Below are 23,594 nucleotides of genomic sequence, written 5' to 3'. Positions count from 1 at the left end.
ATCCCGCTGCGCTATGCTCCCATCTGGCCAATTGATTATCAGGGTTATCCATGCAGTCACTGATCAGCAACATTATTCAGCAAGTCGACCAAATCGTTTTAGGTAAAGATCAACAGGTGCGTTTGTCCCTCGCCTGCCTGTTCGCCGAAGGCCATCTGTTAATTGAGGACCTGCCCGGCATGGGCAAAACCACCCTCGCCCACTGCCTCGCCAAAGTTTTGGGTTTGAAGTTTGAACGGGTGCAATTCACCAGCGATTTACTGCCTGCTGATATTCTCGGGGTGGCGATTTTTGAGCGTGAGCAAGGGGTGTTTAAATTTCATCCCGGTCCGGTGTTTACCCAAGTGTTGTTGGCCGATGAAATCAACCGCAGTTCACCCAAAACCCAGAGTGCTTTGCTCGAAGCAATGGAGGAAGGGCAAGTCACCATCGAAGGAAAAAGCCGCCCACTGCCTAAACCCTTTTTCGTGATAGCGACGCAAAACCCATTATCGCAAAGCGGGACATTTCCACTGCCGGAATCACAACTCGACCGTTTTTTAATGCGTATCTCGCTCGGCTATCCCAGCCCGGCATCCGAGCGAATGCTGTTTGAAGGTGTTGATCCACGCGCGCGTATCCGCCAACTCACTCCCATTGTCACCCACGAACAACTTTCAGCAATCCAAGCGGCGGTACACCAGGTCAAAGCCAGCGATTCACTGCTCGATTATGTGCAGCGGCTGGTCGCTTTTACCCGCAGCGATACACAGTTCGCCTACGGTTTATCGCCGCGTGGTGCACTCGCGCTCTTGCGTGCGGCTAAGGCTTGGGCGCTGATCCACAACCGCGAATATTTGGTACCGGAAGATGTACAGACCGTATTGCCCGCAGTAGTCGGCCATCGGGTACGCGGGCGCGGCCACAGTCAGGATTCGGAACCGCTGGTGAAACATCTGCGCGACAGCGTGAATGTGTTGGGCTAAGCCATGACCAGCCTTATCACCTCTCTGCGCAACGCTTGGGAAACCCGCTTTTATCGCTGGATCGACCAGCGCTCCCCGCGTGCGCGACAGGTGCATCTCAACCGCAAAAATCTCTACACGTTTCCCAACCTGACCGGCTTGCTCTACACGGCCATCACCTTCGTAATTTGGCTGCTCGGTACCAATTACCAGAACAACCTGATCCTGGCGTTGAGCTACCTGCTGGTCAGTATTTTTGTGGTCAGCATCCTCCACGCTTTTGCCAACCTCGCCGGCATTAGCATCCGTTTTGTGGGTGCGCGTCCGGCATTTGCCGGTGACCCGGCAGCCTTTGTTTTGGAACTGAACTGCATCAACAAAGCCGGATGTGACAATCTGGAACTGCGCTGGCCGGGAGGTGAAACTCAGGTGATCACCCTCGACCACAATGAGCCGCAGCAGGTGATAGTGCGGGCGCAAAGTGTGCAGCGCGGCTACTTACGGCCGGGGCGATTGCTGGTGCAGAGCCGCTTTCCGCTCGGGATTATCCGCTGCTGGACCTGGCTCAACCTGGACGCCAGCGCACTTATCTACCCCGCGCCAATCTTCACCGATGAACCCCATGCCCAAGCGAGCAACGGCCGCGAAGAAGGTGGTACCAGCCAGCGCGGCGGTGATGACTTTAGCGGCCTGCGCGATTACCAGGCGGGCGATCCCATCAAACACATCGCCTGGAAGCAATTTGCACAAGACAAAGGCCTGTTTACCAAAGAATACGAGGCCTATTTGTCCGCCGAAAAATGGCTCGATTGGGACAGCCTGAACCATCCGCAAGAACTGCGGCTGTCCGGCCTGTGTTACTGGGCACTGGACTACGAGCGGCGGCAGATTCCCTATGGTTTACGTCTGCCGGGGCTCAATCTTGCACCGGCATTAGGTGAGCATCACCAACAAGCCGTGCTTACTGCACTGGGAGAATTTAACCTGCCGCGCGAGGCCAAACATGCTCGCTAAGCCATGGCGCCCCCGTCTCACCCCCTCCGGCAAGCCCCCCAAACAAGCGGAGTATCTGGCGCGCGATAAACTGGCCTGGCTATTGGTCATGCAGGCTATGCTGATCCTGCCACTGTTGTTCAACCTGCCTTTCTGGCTCTGGCTGGTGTGGGCGATTACAGCCTTCTGGCGCACGCAGATGTTTCGCGGCCGCTGGGGCACGCCCGGCAGCTTGGTCAAAACCCTGCTGGCATTGATCTGTGCTGGCGGTTTATTCGCCAGCTATGCCGGTAAAACCGGCACCGAAACCATGGTAGGTTTGCTGGTTTGTGCCTTTTCGCTGAAGCTGCTAGAGGTGAATTCCGGGCGCGACGCACAACTGCTGTTGTTTATCGGCTTTATCATCACCGCCACCCAATTCCTGTTTAGCCAAACCCCGCAGGCCGCCGCTTACGCGCTCCTCTGTGTCGTATTGCTGCTCGCCAGCTGGCGTTCGCTCTATCTCACCCATGCGCAATCCACTGGCATGCGCTTCAAACGCGGCGGCATGATACTGCTGCATGCGCTGCCGATCATGCTGGTGCTATTTGTGGTGATTCCACGCCTCGGCCCGCTCTGGGCGATCCCCAACCAACAGGCGGCCAAAACCGGTTTTAGCGACAGCCTTTCACCCGGCGATTTAGGCAATCTTGCGCTTGATCGCTCACCTGCCTTCCGGGTCGGATTCGCCGACCAACCACCGCCCGTCAACCAGCTCTATTGGCGCGGTTTGGTATTGGATACTTTTGACGGTCGCACCTGGCGTATGCGTGATACCTGGGGAGTGCAGTCGCGCGCTCCAAACGACGATAAGGCTATCAAGCGCGAACTGACCGACTACAGCATCATCGTTGAACCTCATGGCCAACCCTGGCTATTCAGTTTGATGACCGCACAAAGGGTAGAAAATACCAGCAACTCGATTCGTATCACCGCCGACTCTCTGCTGATGAACCGCATCCCTGTCGCCCAGCGGATGCGCTATCAGGTCAGCTCGGCGCTGCAAATTGAATGGCCGGAACCGCCCCAGCTCAACAAGCTGCAACGTGACAACTACACTCGCCTGCCGCGCGATAGCAATCCGCAAACTCGCGCTCTGGCTGAAAGCTGGCGCAGTCAAAACCTCGGCGATGCGCAAATTATCGCCCAGGCCCTGGCACTGTTTAACCGCGAATTTACCTACACCTTGCAGCCCCCACTGCTCGGCCAACATTCTGTTGATGAGTTTTTACTGACGACCAAACGCGGCTTCTGCGAACACTTTTCCAGTGCCTTTGCGTTTTTGTTGCGCGCGGCAGGCATACCGGCGCGAGTGGTTGTGGGTTATCAGGGTGGACGCTGGAATCCGGTGGAGAACTACCTGCTGGTCAGCCAATCGGATGCCCACGCCTGGACGGAAGTCTGGATCGAGGGCACAGGCTGGCAAATGATCGACCCCACTGCCGCCGTTGCGCCCAACCGCATCCAACAGGGCATGAACGAGGCCTTGGGGGAAAGTGATCAGCAACTAGTCGCCAACGCTTGGCGATCCTCTAAATTGCTATACAACCTGCAGCTGCGCTGGGACGCCGCCACCTATACCTGGCAGCGCTGGGTGTTGAACTACGATAGCGAGGCGCAAGAGGGCTTGTTGTCGCGCCTGCTGGGCGGCACTGAAACCTGGCGCATCACCCTCTGGCTGATTGGTTTGGGCTTGGTCGGCGCGGGGCTGTTTGCTTGGGCGCTATTACGCAATCAAAAGGGCGCGCTATTGCGTCCGGAAACAAAAGCAGTCAAAAAGCTGGAACAGAAATTGGCACAGCTCGGCTACCGGCGCAAAACCGGTGAAACTCTCGGTGATTTTATCCACCGTGTGCTCTACAGCGAACCGCAGCTGAAAAATGGCTTAACCCAAATCGCACAGTTATTTGAACAAGTGGCCTATCAAAATCGCCCTGAACAATTGCCGCAACTGCAGCAAGCGGTCAAACAATTTCCGCGCTAATCATCATTTAGCAGTAAACAAGATCGCCAAAACACAAAACCCCAAGGCTCACTAGAGCAAACCTTGGGGTTTTAAATTCTGAGGGATTTATTCAGCAAATTATCACGCGTGATTTTTTCTTCTGATCAAAATCAAACCGGCAAGACCAACCAGCAGCATCACTAATGGATTGGACTCCACTACACTCGCTTTCGCAGTGACCACAACACCATCTAAAAAGTTGCCTAAAGTGCCAGCGTCATAAGTAGTAAACGTAATAGTACTCAATGCACTGCTGGCAACGAAGCTACCTGTGTACTGCTTCCAACTACCCACAACATGGTCATTCAGCACTGCTGCGAGGCTGCCAGCACTAAATGAAAACTGCTCGTTGGCGTTGACACGCGCACTGTAGAAGAACGAAACATCATAAGTTTGGCCAACAACGGTGGCAAAACTTTGGTAAATCGAGAAGACGCTGCCGTCGAAGGGATGGGCATTCAGCTCTGCGTGCTGGGTACCTTCAGGGGCAACCACGCCACCAAAGCTATCCCAAATTTCAATATTGTCCCCATCCCAACCGTTGACACTGGCAGAAGAAAAATAGGCCCAATTACCGGCAGCCACATTATTGTCTTCAAAACCGCCATTCACGATAAGATTGGCGCTAGCACCGGCGCTAAGGGCTCCAAGCACGGCAACCAGACATGAGGTGTAGATAGATTTAAGAGACATAAGATTACCCTGAGTTTACTCGGCTATAGGGGCGCATCTGAGGCTTTCATCTGTTGCGCCCAATTGTCGCCATAATCAGCAAAATTCACACCACTAAAAAAATGTCACTAAAATCAACAAAATAACGATAGGCGTGTCACATTACGAGAGACAAACCGTAAAGAAATTCGACATAAAACTGCCGCATTATTGGTTTCAATCCAAAAATTGCGGCAGATTTGTCGCCCAACTGCGACATGACAAGCTCGATTTAATGAAAGTCGATGCTTATACTCTCGCCGGTCTCGTTAGCCCCCCTAAAACTCACAAGGAGTTATCTATGAAACGTCTATTCTGGTCTGTCATTACATCAATCGCGGTCATGTTTGCACTGTCTGCACAAGCCGCACCTGAACTGGTCAACCCGGATCCTGTTGCTGTACCCGCAGGTCTGACCGAGTTCCAAGTCACCAGCGATATAAAGCGCGCGTTGGTAACACGCGGTTGGGTTGTAAGCGGCGAGAGCAATGGCAAGATTGATGCAACCCTCAATCTTCGTTCCCATGTTGCACGTATCGCGATTTATCACGACCTCAAACAAGTTCGTATCGAGTACGTATCCAGCGAAAACCTGAAATATAAAGAGAAGGACGGCAAGCGCTACATCCATCGCAATTACCTGAGCTGGGTGAAGAATGTTGCAGGGGACATCAGCAAGAATATGCAGTTGAGTGCACTCAATTAAGCAGTGTAACGGTTGCCATATGTCTTCACTGCCTGCTTTAGCCTCGTCAACAGCCCAACATAAGGTGGTGATCATTGGTGGCGGTCCCGCTGGAAGTGTGGCCGCCTCCCGCTTGGCTCAAAGGGGAATTGATGCTCTGGTAGTGGAGCGCGAGAAATTCCCTCGCTTTCATATCGGCGAATCACTTCTGCCGAACGGTAACTCAATACTGAAAAAAATTGGCGTGTGGGAGAAGATCGCCACAGCCGGCTTCATTGAGAAACGTGGTGCACAATTTACCCTGGCAGATCGCTCACGCACGGTTCGAAATGTGTTTGCCAAGGGCTGGATTCCCGGTCTGGACATGGCCTATCAAGTCGAGCGCGCCCGTTTCGATGAGATTCTTCTGCGCCATGCCCAGCAACTGGGGGCGCAGGTTCAGGAAGAAACGCGCGTTGTCTCAGTTTCCCGTAATGGGGAGCAATGGCATATTGAAACGGAGCACGAGGGTAATACATCAACCCTTACCGCTGATTGGGTGATTGATGCCAGTGGCAGGCATTGTGTGATGGGGCGGGCGATGAAGTTGGAGAAATCCTCCTTGCCCTACCCCGGACGCATGGCTGTGTTCAACCATTTTGAAAACATGACGCGCGATCAAGGCGATACTGCTGGCGACATCATCGTAATGCGCTTGAGCGACGCCTGGTTCTGGGTGATTCCCATCTCCCCCACCACCACCTCTGTCGGCGTAGTGTTGCAGAAACATAGTGGCAGGCAGGCCGGTGAATCCTGGGAATCACTGTTCTGGCGCAAGGTCAGTGAATCTCCTTTCTTGAGTCAGGCATTGGCAACTGCGACCGCTGCTGGTGACTATCGTATTGAGTCGGATTACAGCTTCTCCCATAACGAATTTGGCCGGGATCGCTGCTTACTCGCCGGTGATGCGGCAAGTTTTATTGATCCTGTGTTTTCGTCGGGCGTTTACCTGGCGCTCGAATCCGGCCTGCTTGCGGCCGATAAAATCGCCGATCTGATAACAAAACCATCATCGGCGCTGGCCGAGGCGCGCTTGTACGTCAGCTATACCAACGCGATGAAAAGCAGGATCGGCTATATGCGCCAGTTGATCGATGCTTACTATGACAACGAGGCCTGCGAGGTATTTATGTCCCCGCGCCCGACGCTGCGTTTGCCGCAAGCCATCAATTCCATTCTGGCCGGCAAGCTGACCCCGAGCTTTGCTGTACGCTGGCGACTCTGGTTATTTAAACAAATTTGCGCCTTGCAAAAGCGCCGCGAACTGGTGCCCAAAATCAATTGGCAAGCACCGTCCGGTGGAATGATGGATAAATAAGAAGAAACCAGCCAAGGATTCCGCACGGCCGCTCGTCCAAGAAATAACACACCCCTATCGTCGCTCCGGCGACTACATGAGTATCGCCGCATGGTAGCGCCAGAATCCTATGCACTCATCAAGGCCGCTCAAGCAGGCGATCAAAATGCCTTTGAGCAGGTGTTAACTTCCAACTACGACACCGTCTACCGTTTCGCCTACCGCTGGTGTGGCAATAAGGCCGATGCCGAAGACATAACCCAGCAGGCGTGCATCAAACTCGCGCAGAGCCTCGGCCAATTCCGCTTTGAGGCGGCCTTTAGCAGCTGGCTGTACCGATTAGTTATCAATTGCGCCAAGGATTGGTACAAGAGTCAGAACCGCCACATGCACGACAACATCGACGACTGGATAGAGCCGGAGCGGACGCCAGACCAAACCGCCGAGAACCGCATTTATCTACAGCAGCTACTGCGCCTGCTCGACCAGATGGCCGAGGGTTTTAAAGAGACGGTACTACTGGTACATGGCGAAGGCCTTAGCCATGCCGAGGCCGCCACCGTTCTGCAACTGAAAGAATCTACCGTCTCCTGGCGGCTCCACGAAATTCGCAAACAACTTCAGCTTCTGCAACAACAATCCGACGGAAGCTGGGAGCTTTCATTATGAATAGACAAGATATAAACGACGATGACTTGCAACAACTCTTGCAAGAGCAGCCACCCAAGCCGGATGCCGATACCAAAGCGCGTCATATGGCTGCCGCCATGGCCGCATTCGCTGCACAACAAAGTGCAGAAAAAAAATCCACTGTTCTCCAAGGATTTTTAGAGCGCTTGCGTCTTACCCGTGACACCAACCATCACGGGGACAAATCTATGAACAATACGATGAACAACAACGGTTTTGATAGTCGCCCTTTCTGGCAAAAACCAGCATTGATTTCCGGTATCGCCGCCTCCAGCCTTGCGGTGCTAGCGGGACTAACCTTTATGCAGAACTTGATGATCAATTCCGATCAACAGGAATTGGCTACGCGCATTGCCGAGCAATCACTCCGTAAAAGTGTCCCACTAAATGTGCAAGAACCAGCGAACGCAATTATTAGTGAAGATAAAAAAATCCTTGCTGACATGACCATCGCTGAAGATGCAGTTGAATACCAAGAAATGGAAGCGGCGGTAGCCGTAGAGCGCAAAGAACAAACTAAATTAGCTGCGCAAAAAATGGACATGAGTGTTGTACAAAAGATGAAATCCGAAGCTCAACCCATGGCACTGAGTGCACCTGCGCCAAGGGTGAAAGAAATAATTGTTACCCAACCTCCACAAGAATTCCGCGACCGATTTGAAGATTTCAATGAGAATGCCGTTATCGCGGCGAGCGAAAATCCTGTCTCTACTTTTTCTATCGATGTGGATACCGCTTCTTATAGTTTTGTACGGCGCATGCTCAACAACGGCCAGTTGCCGGAAAAAGATGCGGTGCGCAGTGAGGAGATGATTAATTATTTTGATTATGCCTACCCATTACCTAAAGATCGCAAAACACCCTTTGCAACTTATACCAGCGTGATGGATTCGCCCTGGAAAGCGGGCAACAAATTAATACATATCGGTATTCAAGGTTATCAATTGGCAGCGAGTGACATTCCGCAATCCAATCTGGTGTTTTTATTGGATGTATCCGGCTCTATGGATGAGCCCAGCAAATTGCCGCTGGTAAAACAATCCATGAGTTTATTGTTGGATACCCTCAAACCTGACGACACCATTTCGATTGTGGTTTACGCCGGTGCCGCGGGTACAGTGTTGGAGCCAACTAAAGCAAAAGAGAAAAATAAAATTCTCGCTGCATTAAATAATTTGCAAGCCGGTGGTAGCACTGCTGGTGCCGAAGGTATCGCCCTCGCCTATCAATTGGCGGAAGCGAATTTTAATGCGAAAGGTGTCAACCGCATTATCCTCGCAACCGATGGCGACTTTAATGTCGGCCAAACCGGCGATGAAGCACTGCAGGATTTTGTGGAGCGCAAACGCGATAAAGGGATTTATTTATCTGTACTCGGTTTTGGCCAGGGCAATTATCAGGATGAAATGATGCAAACCTTGGCGCAAAACGGCAATGGTACCGCCGCTTATATCGATACACTCAGCGAAGCGCAAAAAGTATTGGTGACAGAGGCTACCTCCAATTTATTCCCGATCGCCAAGGATGTGAAAATCCAGGTGGAATTTAACCCCAACACCGTTAAGGAATATCGCCTGATAGGCTACGAAACCCGCGCTCTCAACCGCGAAGATTTTAGCAACGACAAAGTGGATGCCGGTGAAATTGGCGCAGGCCAACGTGTGACTGCTATTTATGAAATCACACCCGTCGGAGCAGAGAGTGGCTTATTGGAAAACAGCCGCTATCAAAAGGAAAATAAACCTGATATTGGTAAAAATGGTGAATATGCTTTCTTGCGCTTGCGCTATAAATTACCAAGCGAAACCCAATCAAAACTGATTGAAACACCTATCGAGAAAAACGTATTGCTTGACGCGCATGCTGGCTATCAACAAGAAGTGAATTTCTCTATCGCTGTTGCCGGTTTTGCACAGCTGCTACGCGGTAGTAACTACGCTGGTAATTTCACCTACGACAAGGTGATTGAACTGGCGCAAGCAAACAAAGGCAAAGATGAATTTGGTTATCGCACTGAGTTTGTGCAGTTGGTAAGAAAGGCGAAGATTGCGAAGGAGTTGTAGTTTGGAAACCGCCTGTGGCTCCCAATCGGGAGCCATTCGTTATTTGTCCCAAATTTCCTGTGATTGATATGCATATTTATACAAACCAAAATACTGAAAAAACAGCATCAATCCCAAACAAACCAAGGTTATACCAATAAATATGTACACTGCCATCTCGCTTTCAGAAAATACTGACCAGTCCTGACTCACTAAGGTATAAATATCCCATCCGATAGCGACAGGAATAAAATATCGCCAAAACTGCATCGTGAATATTTTTTTATTGTATGAAAAACCAAACAGTCCTGACCCTATCAAACTATAGACAATCACCTCGCCTAACTTATCAATATTACTGGATTCAGCATCAGCAATAACGGACCAAAAAGATAAACACGCCAAGGGCATAAATATCCAAAAAAACACCTTCCACCCGGTTTTCTTGCGCAGCGGAATAACTTCATTCTCCAGAACCGCTTGCGGCACTTCATAAGGGTTCGTCATTATTGATTAACTCCCGCATGAACCGTAAAACTCTCACTCACCTTTTTCAGTAAAGCGCGATTTTTTTCAAAGCGGGAATCCATAGTCCAGGCATAAATAAGGTAAAAATGGGTATCGTCTTCCAGGCCCGTTAAAAGATAGGTCACTTTTAGGCGATTTACTGAAGCAGCTATTACCTGCTGCCTTGCGGAAAGGCCTTTTATATTAAGCGATTGAACAGTACTAATTTCGCGAAAATTTTCTGCTGATGATTCCGTATTTTTTACCACCAGCTGCAAATAATCATCCAATGTTACTGATGATTCAAAATCCGTTTTGGATTCGCGAATAACAATGGCATAAACCTCATCATAGGTATTGGCAACACCGAGGATCGCCTCTTCATTTAATTTACGATTACCTTTCCAATCATTCGGCACCATCAAGGATATGGTTTTATCATCGCTGTACATGCGCGCATTCAATGACGTTTTATCGGCACTCTGCGACCGCGAAGACTCAACCGCGCCACTACCACCACGACACTCGGGCATGCGGTATTTATCGCTCAGTGAACCCTCAAGGCAGGTCCACACCACATCATCTCCTTTTATTTCTGGAGTCCAAATAATCGTATTGGTGCCATTCTGAATTAAATGCGGGATGCGAAAACTGACAACCATTTTTGCATCCTCAATTAATTCAATAGAGGTAACAAATTCATTGTTGATCGTTTCTGGCAAACCCGCCAACACATTTTCACTCGGTAAAAAATTTTTCTGTTTAATGACAGCAGTGACTTTTTGTCGGGTTTCATTGATCAACGGTAATGCAGCCTGCACTTTGCTGCGCGTGGTGTAATCCTGATAGGCGGGTAAGGCGACTGCGGCGAGAATACCGACAATGGCTACCATCAAAATCGCGCCGATAACTAACGCCACTGCCATACCGGCACCGCGTGCGGGCACCTGCCCGTATTTTTGGTTCCAACGCTCATTGGGCGTAAACCAAAATACAAAAGCTTCAATCAGCGAAACAATGCTGGGAATCAATGTGCCCCAGAACAGCAGATAAAAAATTCCCCACCACTGCCCCAAATAAAAACGGTGCACACCTAAACCGCCGAGGAAAAATGCGAGCACACCCGCAGTCGCTTTTTCTTTGCGATGCAACTGGACCTGAGGAGCGCGGCAGTACGGGCACTGCGCCAAACCAGGTGCGATGCCCCGCCCACACTTATAGCAAAAATAATCCGTGGACTCGCTGTTGGTAGTGGGAGCACTGTAAGGAGATTGGTAGTGAGCGTTGCCGTGTGGGATGTTATCTGCCGCAGGTGCCTGATCATCGACTGCAGGTGTGAGCGCAGTAGGTTCGATAGGCGCAACACTCAGTGGCGCGCGTGCGGCTACCGGGCTCAATGCTTCACTCGGAAATAATTGTTCGCCGTGGTTTACCAATTCACATTGGCCACCAGCTTTTTTGATTGCGCTTTGGTATTTCGCGGCAGTTGCCGCATCGACATTGGCTTTGAGCAAACTACGCGGTCTGCGCAGCATTTTTTCAATGACCGGAACATCTTTTTTGAAGGTGGTGGCGAGATTGCGCACCAGAGTTGGTCTATCTATACCCGGTTGCGGTTCACCGAGCAAATATACATCCAATCGAGTATCAGACATCCTTACGCATCCTTTTATAAAACCCATGCGCCGCTCGCACAGCGCATGAGTTAATTATTGATGCGCCATATTAGCTTTTGTAAGGCATGCTTCCAAGATAATCCTTCTTGCCCACATCAACACCGTTGTGACGCAGGATCGCGTAAGCAGTAGTAACATGGAAATAAATATTCGGGATCGCATGCTGGATCGCAAACTCGGTACCGGTGAGATATTTGCCTTCCCAGCGTGGCTGGCTGATATGGCGCTCGGCGGCACCAGCAAAATCCTCGGGTTTAAAACCGGCTAAATAATCCAGCACTGCCTGGATGCGCGCCTTCAACTCTGGCAAGGTGGTTTCGGTATCAGCATGGACAGGGGCTGATTCAACTTTGCCCGTCAGACGCGCGACGCCCAACTTGGCCGTATCGCAAGCGATTTGTACCTGGCGAATCAGATTGAATTGATCAGGGGCGAGGCGCGAATTCAACAGCACAGATACATCAAATTTTTTCGCTTCGGCATAGGCCGCTCCCTTATCGAGAATTGCGTTGAGGTTATTGAGGGTCTTGCTGAATTGCACAACAGTAAGTTCGTAAAACATGGAATTCTCCTGTGAATACCTTGGGTAGACTGATCTGGATAATCAGTGTTCATTGCATGAACAGATCATTTGGGACTTGGGCGATTTGGGGCTGCGCCAGCGGCTATTCAATCCCGGCGGGGTAAAATAGCCATATATAAAAGGTAAATATGGACCCAATGATTACACTTTTTTGCCACCTGCCAATATAGTTAACCCTCATTCATCAAGGACTTAGCTGCTTATGCCACATGACATTAGCCTAATCACAACTATTGCGGCCGGCCTCGGCCTGGCGATGATCCTGGGGTTCGTCGCCGCGCGCCTGCGCTTACCACCGCTCATCGGCTACCTCGTGGCCGGTATTATTATCGGCCCCTCAACTCCCGGTTTTGTCGCCGACATGGCACTCACTGCCCAGCTCGCGGAAATTGGCGTGATGCTGCTGATGTTTGGTGTTGGCCTGCATTTTTCGGTGGGCGACCTGATGGCTGTCAAACGTATCGCCGTACCGGGTGCGATGCTACAGATCACCATTGCCACTCTGCTCGGCGCCGGTGCAGGCTATTGCTGGGGCTGGGATCTGGCGCAATGCCTGGTGTTTGGTTTATCGCTTTCCTGTGCCAGTACGGTGGTGCTGCTCAAAGCGCTCGAAGCGCGCGGGCAAATTGAAACGCTTAATGGCCGTATCGCGGTAGGCTGGCTGGTGGTGGAAGATCTGGTGATGGTACTGGTGTTGGTACTCCTGCCAGTCGTTGCGGGCATCATGGGAACTATTCCCGCCGCCGATGGCCACGCCCCGGCCACCAATGACCAGCACATCGCCGTCACGCTGTTGATTACACTGGGTAAGGTTGCCGCGTTTGTAGCATTTATGCTGGTGGTCGGTAAACGCTTGTTGCCTAAATTGCTCTGGTGGGTGGCCGGTACCGGTTCGCGCGAGTTGTTCAGTTTGTGTGTTATCGCCACTGCTGTAGGGGTCGCCTATGGTTCGGCGCTGTTGTTCGATGTGTCCTTCGCACTGGGTGCTTTCTTTGCGGGCATGATGCTGCGCGAATCGGAATTCAGCCACCGCGCCGCCGATGATTCACTACCCCTACGCGATGCATTTGCCGTATTGTTTTTTGTGTCGGTCGGTATGCTGTTTGATCCAAACATTTTGCTCGACGAGCCGCTAAAAGTGCTCGCCGTCGTAGCCATTATTATGTTTGGGAAAACCATCGCCGCTGTAGCACTGGTACTGGTGTTCCGCTACCCGCTGAATACGGCGTTGATTGTCGGTGCGAGCTTGGCGCAGATAGGTGAGTTTTCGTTTATTTTGGCTGGATTGAGTATCAGTCTAGGGTTGATGGATATTCAAGCACAAAACCTAATCCTCGCCGGCGCTCTGGTGTCCATCGCACTCAACTCGCTCATGTTTACGCTGCTGGAACCGCTGCGTAAGTGGGCGCTTAAGCATTCCGCTTTTGCACGAAAACTGGAGGTACGCGATGACCCATTGGCAGTACTGCCGATGAGTACCGACGAGGCATATCTTTCAGGCCAGGTGGTGCTGGTGGGTTATGGTCGAGTGGGTCGTCGTATTGCCAAAATACTCGACGAGAAGCAAATACCTTACGTTGTTACTGAAGCGAATCGCGCAATTGTTGAAGAGTTGCGCGCGAAAAACATTCCAGCAGTGTGCGGCGATGCATCTGACGCGAATGTGCTCATCCAAGCGCATATCGCCAAGGCAGGCATATTGGTCGCAGCAACCTCCAACACCTTCCATGTGCGCCAAATGGTGGACATTGCGCGCAAGTTGAACCCAAAAATTGAAACTGTGATTCGCACCCACAACGAAGAGGAAGCCGAACTCTGGGTGAAAGAAAATATCGGACGGATATTTTTAAGCGAACAACAATTGGCCGGTGGTATGGCAGAACATGTGCTGCAACGGATGGGCAAAAGCTAACGCGCAATTACTGTTAGTAAGTTGCGATAAAACAAGTGCATAAAAAAAGGGGCTGGTTATCCAGCCCCTTTTTTCGCATCAGGAATTAGTTGGATTATTGTGCATTGGCCGCATCAATAGCGTCATCCACTTCCGTGGGTGAAAGAATTTTCGGTCCGGCCGGCTGCGATTGCACAGGAGGCTTGGCAAACGTATCACCGCTTTTCATCAACTGGCTGCTATCAATTCCCGCACCGCTGCCCAACGCATCAGCAACTGCTTTTTTCAGCACAATGATCGCAATCCGACGGTTGATCGGCTCGCCTGGTTTATCCACCACCAAAGGTGCAGCTGAACCCATACCTTGCACTGTAGCAACCTTGCCTTCCGGATAGCTACCTTCCAACAACGCGCGGCGCGCGGCATTAGCGCGGTCGGCGGACAATTCCCAGTTGGTATAGGTTGCACCTACGCCATAAGGGGTTGCATCGGTATGACCAGTGACGCTGATTTTGTTTTGCACTTTATCCAAAATCGGTGCCAATGCATTCAGCACATCGGATGACCACTGTTGTAAGTTGGCACTGCCGACATCGAACATAGGGCGCTGGTCTTTATCGACAATCTGGATTCGCAAACCCAGCGCGGTAAAGTCGATCAGGATTTGGTCCTTGATTTGCTGGAAGACCGAATCAAGCGCATTGATTTCAGTTTCCAATTGTTTTTTCAACTCTTCCAGTTGTTGCGTTTCAATACGCTCCAACTCTTTTTGCAATTCTTCTTCCGTCAGATCTTTGGTAGCCTCCTGATCATTGGCAGTTTCATCATTGGGGTCATCTGATTCGGTTTGCTCCAAAGGTTTGTCTTGAGTGATTAGACCGAGATCAGCCCCCCCCTCGCCCACCACATATTTACTGCCCGGATCTTTAAAATGCGCCGCAATCGCCTTCTGTTCTTCTGAAGACGTACTGCCTAACAGCCACATCAACAAAAAGAACGCCATTAGTGCAGTCATAAAATCAGCAAGCGCTACTTTCCAGGAGCCACCATGGTGGCCATGGCCATGCGCCTTCTTCTTTTTGATAATGATGGGTTGCTGATTCGCGCCCTTTTCCATAAACCTCTGCCCTTACTTCTTGCTGGCGCGATATTGTTCTTCCAACTCTTTAAAGCTGGGGCGAACGCTGTGGAACAGTACTTTGCGACCAAATTCCACAGCAACTTGCGGCGGCACACCATTCATAGAGGCAACCAGAACGGCTTTAACACATTCATAGGCACGCGATTCGTCGCGGTTCTTGCCGCCGAGGTAAGAGGCAAAGGGTGCAATAAACCCGTAGGCAAACAGAATCCCCAACAGGGTTCCCACCAAGGCCGCTGCCACCGCCGCCCCGATTTCACCAGGTGGCCCGCCAATCTTGCCCATGGTAATGATTACCCCCAGCACTGCGGCAACAATACCAAAGCCTGGCAAACCATCCGCCGCATTTTGTATGGCTCCGGGAATGACAGCGGCCTCTTGATGATGCCCATCCAATTCCTGCTCCATAAGCGACTCAAGCTCATGGGGTGCCATGTTGCCCGCCACCATAATGCGCAGGTAATCGCAGATAAATTCCACTATGTGGTGGTCTTTCAGAATTTCCGGGTAGTTGGCGAACAAGGGGCTGGTATCTGGCTCCTCAATATCGCCTTCAATTGCCATCAACCCCTCACGGCGGGTTTTATTGAGGATGTCGTACAGCAGGGTCAGAATTTCCAGATAAAAGGTTTTATTAAATTTGGATGGGGTCATGAGTGCCCCGGCCGATTTGATTACGCCCATTGTGACCGAGAGCGGGTTGCCGATCACCATCGCACCAAACGAGGCACCACAAATAATCAGTACCTCAATCGGCGACATCAACGCCATGGGGTTACCACCATGGATGGCAAAACCACCAATTACACAGCCCAGGACGATAATAATCCCTAGAATTATATTCACGCACTTACCCCCAACATAAAAACGGCCTCAAGGTAGCAACGGCCCCGGCACAGCAACAGCCCTGCATTAATACGGCAAAAAGACGGCGGCAAAAACGCTCACAAAACAAACATGACAAATACGACAATGCGGCCAGCACGGTTTGAGTATAGGCAGGTTGATTTGAGGTTCAAGCAACGCCGATGAATTAGCTGCAATTGACCTGCCACTGACGATCACCCACACTGGCGCACGCCACTTAATCGGCCACTAATCCAGAAGCTAAAGGTTAACTTATGAAAATTAATGAACTCTCGCCTGCCAACCAACAAGCATTGGAAGCTGCTGCGTTTCGCCGTTTGCTGGAGCATTTGGACAGCCGCAAGGATGTGCAAAATATTGACCTGATGAATCTCGCGGGTTTCTGTCGCAATTGCTTGAGCAAATGGTATGTAGCGGCGGCCAAGGCAGACAACATCGAACTGGATTATGAAGATGCGCGCACGCGTATTTACGGTATGCCTTACGCTGAATGGAAAGAAAAATACCAGACTGATGCTAACCCTGCGCAGTTACAACAATTTCAACAAACACAGCATGACAAATAACAAGCGACGAGAAAAATAAAACCATAGTTAAAATTTAACCTGCGTTTTATCTACTGAAGCCTCAATTTCAATTGCACCTTTGGCGAGCAAGAGATTGAGGTTTTTATCGACAGCAGGGTTCATATCCAGCACCACCCCCGGTTTACTGGCGATACCTACCCAGCAATCGCGTCCGGCATTTTTTGCGGCGTAGAGCGCGCGATCCGCCGTATCCACCACTTGTTCCCAGCTCAAGGTATTGGGCACTTGCGGATAAAATGGATAAACCGCATAACCGATCGAACAGGTTTTTTGCAGCTGCTGTCCATTGCCTAGATCAAAGGTGTAATGCGCGACCGCTTGGCGGATTCGCTCGGCCATTTCCGGTGCTTCTGCACGCGAACAAAAACGCGCGACAATTAAAAATTCTTCCCCCCCCCACCGCACAAGATAATCGGAATCGCGCAACACATCTTCCAACAGGCGGCTCAATTGTTCCAACACTTTATCACCCGCACTGTGGCCGTAACTGTCATTGACCCATTTGAAATAATCCACATCGAGTAACATAAAAATTAAATCGTGGTCTTTGGGTAGTGGCCAATGGATTTCATCATCGCCATTGGTTTGATTCGCGAACAACCAATTTTGGTATTCGCGCTCCACCAGCGAAATATCAGAAGGCATGGATTTGCTCAGAAAGCGACGATTGTGCAACCCGGTAAGCGGGTCTGACAAACTTGCCTCTTCCAATTTCTGGTACGCGCTTTGTAGTTCTTGTTGCGCCTGTTTCAAGCCTTCATTTTTTGCGCGCAATTCTTCAGTGCGCTCAGCCACTTTGCGATCCAAATACTGCGTCGCACTGTACAACTGCAGATGCATGTCGACGCGCGCCAGTAATTCCTCTTTGGAGATCGGTTTAATTAAATAGTCATTCGCGCCCACCTCAAAACCCATCACCAAATCCTGGGTCTGGCTGCGGGCAGTGAGAAAAATAATTGGTAACTCATAGGTTCTATAAGACTCGCGCAAGCGTTTGCAGGTTTCATAGCCAGACATTTTCGGCATCATGATATCGAGCAGTACAAGATCAATATCGCCATGTTCTTCTACCAGTGCGATAGCCTCTTCACCACTGGCAGCTTCGGTAACACGGTAGTTGCGCAGCGCGAGATGGTTCACTAGCACCAAGCGATTTACCGAATCATCGTCCACCACCAGTATGTGTCCCTGGAATGTCTTGCCAGTACGAGCCGCCCGGGATTCATTTAATTGCTGTGTGGGCGTTTCAACAAAATCAACCGCCAGTTCATGTGCAGTATCGTCAACTGCAGACTGTGCAGGAAGTTCCAGCGACAGAGGCAAACTAAAACAGAATACCGAACCCTGACCGGCATTGGATTGAACACTAATGGTTCCACCATGCAGCTCTACCAATTGTTTGGTGATGGATAATCCCAAACCTGTCCCACCGTAGACACGTTCTGCACGGCCATCTACCTGCTGAAAAGGTTGAAAAATAGTTGTTAAGTGTTCTGCGGCTATGCCTATTCCACTGTCAGCAATTTGCACCAAAATTTGATCTTCTTTTTCGTTTACTTCTGCATAAATATTAATGCTGCCCTCATGAGTAAACTTCACTGCGTTGCCGATGAGGTTGTGCAAAATTTGCAGCAGCCGATCTTCATCTGCATAGGCAGCAGGTAAATTTTCCGGCACGTGATTGTGTAAGGTGAGCGGCTTATCACCTACCAATGGACGTGAGAGGGTGATAACAATATCGACCAGCACACGCAAGTCCACCGCTTTTTTGTGCAATACCACACCCTGATTTTTTAATTTGGCGAAATCAAGAATATCGTCCACGAGCGCTGCAAGCCGTTTTCCGCTAGCCGCAATCAAGCGCAAACTGTAGCGCGTATGTGCAGGTAAAGGGCCATTTAATCCATCCAGCAACGACTCCGCCAATCCAATAATGCCGTTGAGTGGTGTGCGCAATTCGTGCGAGGTATTGGCGAGAAATTCATCTTTTAATTTATCAACCTGCTGCAGGCGACGCACCAGTGATCGCTCTTGTTCAACTTGTTGTTGTTCATAGCGCAATTTTAATTGTTGGATACGCACAAACCAGTAAAACAGCAAACAAGTTATCAGCAAGTAGCCCAGATATGCCCACCAGGTTAACCAAAACGGCGGCGCAATATGGATCGCGAGGCGCGCTTGTTTATCGCTCCACACTCCATCGTTGTTACTCGCCTTAACTTCAAATACGTAATAGCCCGGGTCAAGGTTGGTGTAAGTAGCCGTACGTTTTGTCCCAGCAAAAATCCAATCGCCATCAAAACCTAACAGGCGGTAGGCGTATTGGTTTTCTTCAGTCATTTGGAAATTGAGTGCAGAAAACTCCAGCGTAACCACCGCGTCTTCATGCGAAAGCCTGATTTCATCGATATGGTTAATCGACGCAGTGAGGGGCGAACCCTTTGCGTTTACCATGACCGGTTTATTGAGAATGAGTAAGTTGGTAAATACGATGGGCGGCGAATAATTATTGGTAGAAATTGCGGCTGGGTCAAACACGACAAAGCCTTTACTGTTACCAAAAAACAATTCGCCCGAATTCATTACCACGGGTGAATTGCGGTTAAACAAATTGTCGTTTAAGCCGTGGCGCTTATCAAAATTGCGGAATTGTTTTTTATCAACATCAAAGCGGGCAATACCTTTTTGGGTCCCTAACCACAAGTAACCTTGCGGGTCTTCCACAATACCGGCGACCACATCATCGGCAAGGCCATCGCGGCTGGTGTAGGCGGTGAATTTACCTGTGGTGCGATCAAACAAATTGATCCCGCCGCCGTCGGTGCCCACCCAGAAATTACCGCGGCTATCTTCATACATAGCAAAAACAAAATCCGCGCTCAAACTGGTTGGATCATTATCTATATGGCGGTAGCGCGTGAAAGTTTCGGTAGCAGGATCAAATAAAAATAGACCCCGAATACCGCCAACCCAAATACGTCCCTGCCGGTCTTGATAAACCACCCGGGCATAAAGTGCTTTGTCACCGTCGAGGTGCTCAGGTGGAGGTACAAAATAGCGGAAAGAATCAGTAGTGGGATCGTAGCGATTCAATCCCTCCTCGGTCGCAACCCAGATATGCCCCTGCTGATCGCGAATGACCGACCAGCCCTCGCGGCCGCGAATCGCGTTGGCGCTGTCAGGATTAGGCATGTAACGGGTAAATTTCCCGGTGCTTATATCTAACCGGTTAAGCCCACCCGAATAGATTCCCAACCATAATTCCCTGTCGGCTCCCAAAACCATCGACAACACAGTGTTGCCACCAATACCCGTCAAATTTTCAGGATCGTAAACATAGCGTGTGAACTGTTGAGTGCTGGGATCAAAATAATTCAGGCCGTAGCCGGAGCCAATCCACAAATTTCCTTGCGCGTCTTTTAAGCCCGAAAGTACACCGCCGCCAGTTACCGTATTAGGGTCATTGGGGCTATGGCTGTAGTTGTGGAAAATCGAGGCCTGGCGATCAATCACATCGACACCCGAGGGAAAATAACCGAGCCAAATATCGCCTGCTGCATCCTCAAAGAGTGTGTTCACCACATAGTTGCCGGGCGATGCCTGATTGGTTTCGTCATAGGTAAAACGGGCAAAAGTTTGTGCGCCGGGTGCGCGGACATAAACGGCACTGCCATCGCCCACCCATAGATTTTTTTGGCGATCTTCCAGCACCGCCATGACCATTGCGCTTTTTTCCTGGGTATCGTGTTCAAGTGCAACAAAGTGCTCGCGCTTGTCATCCAGCATAAACAGGCCCGCACCATAACTGCCCGCCCACAGGTTATTGGCAGAATCGACATAGAGCTCGCGAATATCCGCAGAAGTCAGCCCTTGCGCTTGCGCGTAGCGGCGCATTTCTCCCGTAGCCGGATTAAAGCGAGAGATACCGCGATCCTGATGGCCGACCCATAAATTACCTTGCTGGTCTTTAACGACCGCCCAAAGCAAACCCTCGCCAGCCGTAGAAGCCTTATCTTCCAGGGTGTGAAGCTGGAATTGGTTGTTGCTGGGTGTATAGCTGTAAAGACCACCGCGGCTGGCCAACCAAAAGCGGCCATCATCGGTTTCTTCAATTGACATAATGTCATCAGCACTGAGCAATTCGGGGGTACTGGCGACGCTGTAGCGGGTGAAACGATTTAGCTGCGCATCGTAACGATTGATGCCTTTACGGGTTGCAATCCATAGATTGCCATCGCGGTCGAGATGAATATCGTTGACGTAGTTGTTGCTTAAACTGTGTTCATCGATATCGTCGCGGCGGTAAATAACCAGATTGTAACCGTCGTAACGCGCAAGGCCGTTGGCGCCACCGAACCACATAAAACCCTCTGAATCCTGCGCAACGGTGCTGATGTAGCCTATAGCGGCAACTTGATCCGGCAATATATGGCTGAAGGAATAGTGTAGCGGCGGGCTATCCAGTGGACGAGGTGCGGTCTGGGCGAGTGTAAAAAGCGGCACAAATAAACAGCTGACTATCAATAATTTAAGCAGTGGGGCAAGCGCCATCGTCAGCTCCAGCGGGATACTGATATAGGGTGGACAAACCAAAACCAGCTTAATTTATCTGGCGAACTCCAATTTTAGCAGCTATCCGGAAGGAGCGAAGGGAACGAAGTAACAGTTAAACCGCTCAGGCAGATTGAGGCAACCGGCCTGAGCGCATGCCCACCCCTATTTCAACTGATAGGCAGTGACCGAATTTTTAAAAAAGTTGGGTACAAAAACCCGCTTGGTGTTTGGGTCAAAGCCAATATCGGCCGTATTGATTTTTTCGGCTTGGGAATCGATCAACAACTCAATCTTGCCATCGCTGTAAACGTAGTACACCAACCCTGCCCAGCAGGAGACGATAAATTCACCGCGTTCGGTCATCTCTATACCATCGATCCCCTGGGCAAAACCCTTTGCCAGAGTCAGCGGCTTTTTATCCGGTCCCACCAATAATAATTCCGGGCCAGCACCAACAATCAAACTAGAACCAAACACTTTCAACCCATTCGCGCTGGTCATATTTTCCAGATACAGGCTTGGCTCGTCGTTTTCAATGCGATGGACTTTATTAGTGCGGGTATCAGATACAAACACCACACCACTGGAATTCGCGGTGACATCATTTAAAAAAACTGACCCGGCGATGGGAATCTTTTTAACCAGCGCCTGTTTTTTAATATCGATCACCACCAAGTCGGTAAGGTCGGCCACATACAACCGGTTCTGGTAGATCGCCATCCCTTTTGGAGCATTAAGGCCTGAGAACCACTCCTTATCAATGACCTCCCCTTCAGTAGACAATTTGGCAATTCCGCCCTTGCCATCAACGCCATCACCCTGACCGTCGATCAGGGAAACAAACAAATAAGGTTCATCATTCCCCAATACATAAAGCACTGATTCCGGGGTGGGTAAGTCGGGAGTCAGCCACGCCTGCTCCAATTTGTGCTGCGCCAGTGCGGGTAGTGCAAGGGGTATTAACAAGAGCAAGAGACTGGGGAATGCAAAGAGTCTGTTCATAGCGATACCTCATTATTTTATTGTTGTGATCTATTTTTAATTGCCGACGGGAATCCCTGCAACAGCTTGACCCATCCTTAACTCTAGACCATGTTGCCATTGGGGATTTCCCCGCCGCAAAACTCTTTACAAAACCTTGCGCCACCGTTACGGCTCTTGACGCCAGCGGAAACAAATAAAATGCGGCGGCAGCGAAATCATTGCGCTTGGATGGCCTAAGCTCTACCCTAGCAACCAGCCCTGTAGGGGTCTGCCTGATAATCAATTGCCTGATAAGCCTAAAAACCTATGAAAACCAGTGTCGATAAACACGCACCCAAATCCAAAGCCACGATTAAAGATGTAGCCAAGTTGGCCGGAGTCTCCTTTAAGACCGTATCGCGTGTGATCAATAAAGAAGGAACTGTCGGCCAGGAGCTGCAAGACAAGGTAATGCAGGCAGTCAAGGCGCTGAATTACCAACCCAACTTATCGGCGCGCTTACTGCGCGGTGCAGCCTCATCGATTGGTTTTATTTACGACAACCCCAACAGCAACTATGTGATCGATATGCAGAAGGGGATTCTGGGGGAATGCCGTCGCCAGGGCTATGAGTTGGTTATCCACCCCTGCAACTCCAAGGCCGATGACATTATTGATGAAGTGCTCAACATGGTGGATCGTAGCCAGGTGGGCGGGCTGGTGTTGACACCGCCGATGTCGGAAATGCCGGAAGTATTATCGGCGCTGGGCAAACGCAAAATACCGTTTGTACGCATCCTGTCTGGCTCACAGGCGCCAGATAAAAAAGGGCCCTGCATTTTTATCGATGACCGCACCGCCGCGTACAAAATTACCCAATACCTGATCGACCTCGGCCACAAAGCCATCGCCTTCTTAGGAGGTGAAGAAGCGCATAAATCCAGCGGCGAACGTTTGGAAGGTTACAAGGCTGCACTCAAAGCCAATAAAATTACGCTCGATAAAAAATTAATCCTGCCCGGTGAATACTCGTTTGAATCCGGGGTAAAACGCACCCGCCAATTGCTCTCATCCAATTTAAAACCAACAGCGGTGTTCGCCTGTAACGACGAAATCGCGGCTGGTACTTTGTTTGCGGCGCGCATCCAAGGCGTGGATGTGCCGCAACAATTATCCATTGTCGGCTTTGAAGATAGCCCCTTCTCCCGCCAAGCCTGGCCAAATTTAACCACCGCGCAACAACCCAACACCACCATCGCAGAGCGCGCCACCGGATTGTTGATTGATACCATTCGCGCGCATCGCGATGTAGAGAGCGAAGGTTTTTATCCGCAATTAATTGTGCGCGATTCCACTTGCCCTGCTCCATCAAAACGTTGA

At 50.5% G+C, this 23,594-nt stretch carries 18 protein-coding genes; 10 read left to right on the top strand and 8 right to left on the bottom strand.

What is annotated here, in order from left to right:
* Positions 1-50: 50 nt before the first annotated feature.
* From B4E62_RS19855 to B4E62_RS19845, 3 genes are read left to right on the top strand one after another with little or no spacing between them, the layout of a single operon-like run.
* The gene (locus B4E62_RS19855) at positions 51-965 is read left to right on the top strand and encodes an AAA family ATPase (RefSeq protein WP_310075065.1); all 915 of its coding nucleotides are present in this window, start codon (positions 51-53) and stop codon (positions 963-965) included.
* Between the two features lie 3 nt (positions 966-968).
* Positions 969-1,958 (top strand): DUF58 domain-containing protein, encoded by a 990-nt coding sequence (locus B4E62_RS19850; protein ID WP_331353283.1) that lies wholly within the window; start codon positions 969-971, stop codon positions 1,956-1,958.
* Positions 1,948-3,960, top strand: coding sequence for a DUF3488 and transglutaminase-like domain-containing protein (locus B4E62_RS19845; RefSeq protein WP_331353282.1), 2,013 nt, complete (start codon positions 1,948-1,950; stop codon positions 3,958-3,960). Before B4E62_RS19850 ends, B4E62_RS19845 begins: the two co-directional genes overlap by 11 nt.
* Before the next feature lie 102 nt (positions 3,961-4,062).
* Here the strand turns inward: B4E62_RS19845 and B4E62_RS19840 are convergent, their stop codons facing one another.
* Complete coding sequence (locus B4E62_RS19840) at positions 4,063-4,674, bottom strand: hypothetical protein (protein WP_331353281.1); 612 nt, start codon at positions 4,672-4,674, stop codon at positions 4,063-4,065.
* 319 nt (positions 4,675-4,993) lie between these two features.
* Between B4E62_RS19840 and B4E62_RS19835 the strand changes: the two genes are divergently transcribed.
* From B4E62_RS19835 to B4E62_RS19820, 4 genes are all read left to right on the top strand, one after another.
* Positions 4,994-5,398: a hypothetical protein gene (locus B4E62_RS19835; protein WP_331353280.1), complete on the top strand. Its 405-nt coding sequence runs from the start codon at positions 4,994-4,996 to the stop codon at positions 5,396-5,398.
* A gap of 19 nt (positions 5,399-5,417) precedes the next feature.
* Positions 5,418-6,734: an NAD(P)/FAD-dependent oxidoreductase gene (locus B4E62_RS19830; protein WP_331353279.1), complete on the top strand. Its 1,317-nt coding sequence runs from the start codon at positions 5,418-5,420 to the stop codon at positions 6,732-6,734.
* A gap of 90 nt (positions 6,735-6,824) precedes the next feature.
* A complete protein-coding gene (locus B4E62_RS19825) occupies positions 6,825-7,382 on the top strand; it encodes an RNA polymerase sigma factor (protein ID WP_331353278.1) in 558 nt (185 codons plus the stop codon).
* Positions 7,379-9,466: a VWA domain-containing protein gene (locus tag B4E62_RS19820; protein WP_331353277.1), complete on the top strand. Its 2,088-nt coding sequence runs from the start codon at positions 7,379-7,381 to the stop codon at positions 9,464-9,466. Before B4E62_RS19825 ends, B4E62_RS19820 begins: the two co-directional genes overlap by 4 nt.
* 39 nt (positions 9,467-9,505) lie before the next feature.
* On the opposite strand, the gene B4E62_RS19815 is transcribed toward B4E62_RS19820, so the two are convergent.
* The 3 genes from B4E62_RS19815 to B4E62_RS19805 all read right to left on the bottom strand — a co-directional run bounded on the left by B4E62_RS19815 (position 9,506) and on the right by B4E62_RS19805 (position 12,190).
* Entirely contained in the window at positions 9,506-9,952 is a 447-nt protein-coding gene (locus B4E62_RS19815) for a hypothetical protein (protein WP_331353276.1), read from the bottom strand.
* Positions 9,952-11,607: an NINE protein gene (locus tag B4E62_RS19810; protein ID WP_331353275.1), complete on the bottom strand. Its 1,656-nt coding sequence runs from the start codon at positions 11,605-11,607 to the stop codon at positions 9,952-9,954. The genes B4E62_RS19815 and B4E62_RS19810 overlap by 1 nt, the downstream gene beginning before the upstream one ends.
* A gap of 70 nt (positions 11,608-11,677) precedes the next feature.
* Complete coding sequence (locus B4E62_RS19805; RefSeq protein ID WP_331353274.1) at positions 11,678-12,190, bottom strand: DUF1993 domain-containing protein; 513 nt, start codon at positions 12,188-12,190, stop codon at positions 11,678-11,680.
* 223 nt (positions 12,191-12,413) lie between these two features.
* Between B4E62_RS19805 and ybaL the strand changes: the two genes are divergently transcribed.
* Positions 12,414-14,123 carry a YbaL family putative K(+) efflux transporter gene (gene ybaL / locus B4E62_RS19800; RefSeq protein WP_331353273.1) on the top strand — a complete coding sequence of 570 codons (1,710 nt, stop codon included), beginning with the start codon at positions 12,414-12,416 and terminating at the stop codon, positions 14,121-14,123.
* A 94-nt stretch (positions 14,124-14,217) separates the two neighbouring features.
* Here ybaL and motB read toward each other — a convergent pair whose 3' ends face one another.
* Positions 14,218-15,219: a flagellar motor protein MotB gene (gene motB, locus B4E62_RS19795; protein ID WP_331353272.1), complete on the bottom strand. Its 1,002-nt coding sequence runs from the start codon at positions 15,217-15,219 to the stop codon at positions 14,218-14,220.
* 12 nt (positions 15,220-15,231) lie between these two features.
* On the bottom strand, positions 15,232-16,089 hold the full coding sequence (motA, locus tag B4E62_RS19790) for a flagellar motor stator protein MotA (RefSeq protein WP_310075089.1): 858 nt from the start codon (positions 16,087-16,089) through the stop codon (positions 15,232-15,234).
* A gap of 275 nt (positions 16,090-16,364) precedes the next feature.
* Here motA and B4E62_RS19785 point away from each other — a divergent pair, with 275 nt between their 5' ends.
* Positions 16,365-16,676, top strand: coding sequence for a DUF1244 domain-containing protein (locus B4E62_RS19785; RefSeq protein WP_310075091.1), 312 nt, complete (start codon positions 16,365-16,367; stop codon positions 16,674-16,676).
* A gap of 27 nt (positions 16,677-16,703) precedes the next feature.
* Here the strand turns inward: B4E62_RS19785 and B4E62_RS19780 are convergent, their stop codons facing one another.
* Positions 16,704-21,248, bottom strand: coding sequence for a two-component regulator propeller domain-containing protein (locus tag B4E62_RS19780; protein ID WP_331353271.1), 4,545 nt, complete (start codon positions 21,246-21,248; stop codon positions 16,704-16,706).
* A gap of 165 nt (positions 21,249-21,413) precedes the next feature.
* Complete coding sequence (locus B4E62_RS19775; RefSeq protein ID WP_331353270.1) at positions 21,414-22,253, bottom strand: GTP-binding protein; 840 nt, start codon at positions 22,251-22,253, stop codon at positions 21,414-21,416.
* Positions 22,254-22,541: 288 nt separating this feature from the next.
* On the opposite strand from B4E62_RS19775, the gene B4E62_RS19770 reads away from it, so the two are divergent.
* The gene (locus B4E62_RS19770) at positions 22,542-23,594 is read left to right on the top strand and encodes a LacI family DNA-binding transcriptional regulator (protein ID WP_310075095.1); all 1,053 of its coding nucleotides are present in this window, start codon (positions 22,542-22,544) and stop codon (positions 23,592-23,594) included.

The organism is Cellvibrio sp. UBA7671, assembly GCA_002483145.1.
GTDB classification, from domain to species: domain Bacteria; phylum Pseudomonadota; class Gammaproteobacteria; order Pseudomonadales; family Cellvibrionaceae; genus Cellvibrio; species Cellvibrio fibrivorans.
The sequence above is the reverse complement of the archived record's forward strand: the minus strand, read 5'-3'. Positions and strand labels throughout refer to the sequence as shown.

Coding starts and splice junctions, on each gene's coding strand:
- B4E62_RS19780 (WP_331353271.1), bottom strand. CDS start 21,248: ATGGCGCTTGCCCCACTGCTTAAATTATTGATAGTCAGCTGTTTATTT.
- B4E62_RS19835 (WP_331353280.1), top strand. CDS start 4,994: ATGAAACGTCTATTCTGGTCTGTCATTACATCAATCGCGGTCATGTTT.
- ybaL (WP_331353273.1), top strand. CDS start 12,414: ATGCCACATGACATTAGCCTAATCACAACTATTGCGGCCGGCCTCGGC.
- B4E62_RS19805 (WP_331353274.1), bottom strand. CDS start 12,190: ATGTTTTACGAACTTACTGTTGTGCAATTCAGCAAGACCCTCAATAAC.
- B4E62_RS19820 (WP_331353277.1), top strand. CDS start 7,379: ATGAATAGACAAGATATAAACGACGATGACTTGCAACAACTCTTGCAA.
- B4E62_RS19840 (WP_331353281.1), bottom strand. CDS start 4,674: ATGTCTCTTAAATCTATCTACACCTCATGTCTGGTTGCCGTGCTTGGA.
- B4E62_RS19810 (WP_331353275.1), bottom strand. CDS start 11,607: ATGTCTGATACTCGATTGGATGTATATTTGCTCGGTGAACCGCAACCG.
- motB (WP_331353272.1), bottom strand. CDS start 15,219: ATGGAAAAGGGCGCGAATCAGCAACCCATCATTATCAAAAAGAAGAAG.
- B4E62_RS19855 (WP_310075065.1), top strand. CDS start 51: ATGCAGTCACTGATCAGCAACATTATTCAGCAAGTCGACCAAATCGTT.
- B4E62_RS19845 (WP_331353282.1), top strand. CDS start 1,948: ATGCTCGCTAAGCCATGGCGCCCCCGTCTCACCCCCTCCGGCAAGCCC.
- B4E62_RS19815 (WP_331353276.1), bottom strand. CDS start 9,952: ATGACGAACCCTTATGAAGTGCCGCAAGCGGTTCTGGAGAATGAAGTT.
- B4E62_RS19830 (WP_331353279.1), top strand. CDS start 5,418: ATGTCTTCACTGCCTGCTTTAGCCTCGTCAACAGCCCAACATAAGGTG.
- B4E62_RS19850 (WP_331353283.1), top strand. CDS start 969: ATGACCAGCCTTATCACCTCTCTGCGCAACGCTTGGGAAACCCGCTTT.
- B4E62_RS19785 (WP_310075091.1), top strand. CDS start 16,365: ATGAAAATTAATGAACTCTCGCCTGCCAACCAACAAGCATTGGAAGCT.
- B4E62_RS19825 (WP_331353278.1), top strand. CDS start 6,825: ATGGTAGCGCCAGAATCCTATGCACTCATCAAGGCCGCTCAAGCAGGC.
- B4E62_RS19775 (WP_331353270.1), bottom strand. CDS start 22,253: ATGAACAGACTCTTTGCATTCCCCAGTCTCTTGCTCTTGTTAATACCC.
- B4E62_RS19770 (WP_310075095.1), top strand. CDS start 22,542: ATGAAAACCAGTGTCGATAAACACGCACCCAAATCCAAAGCCACGATT.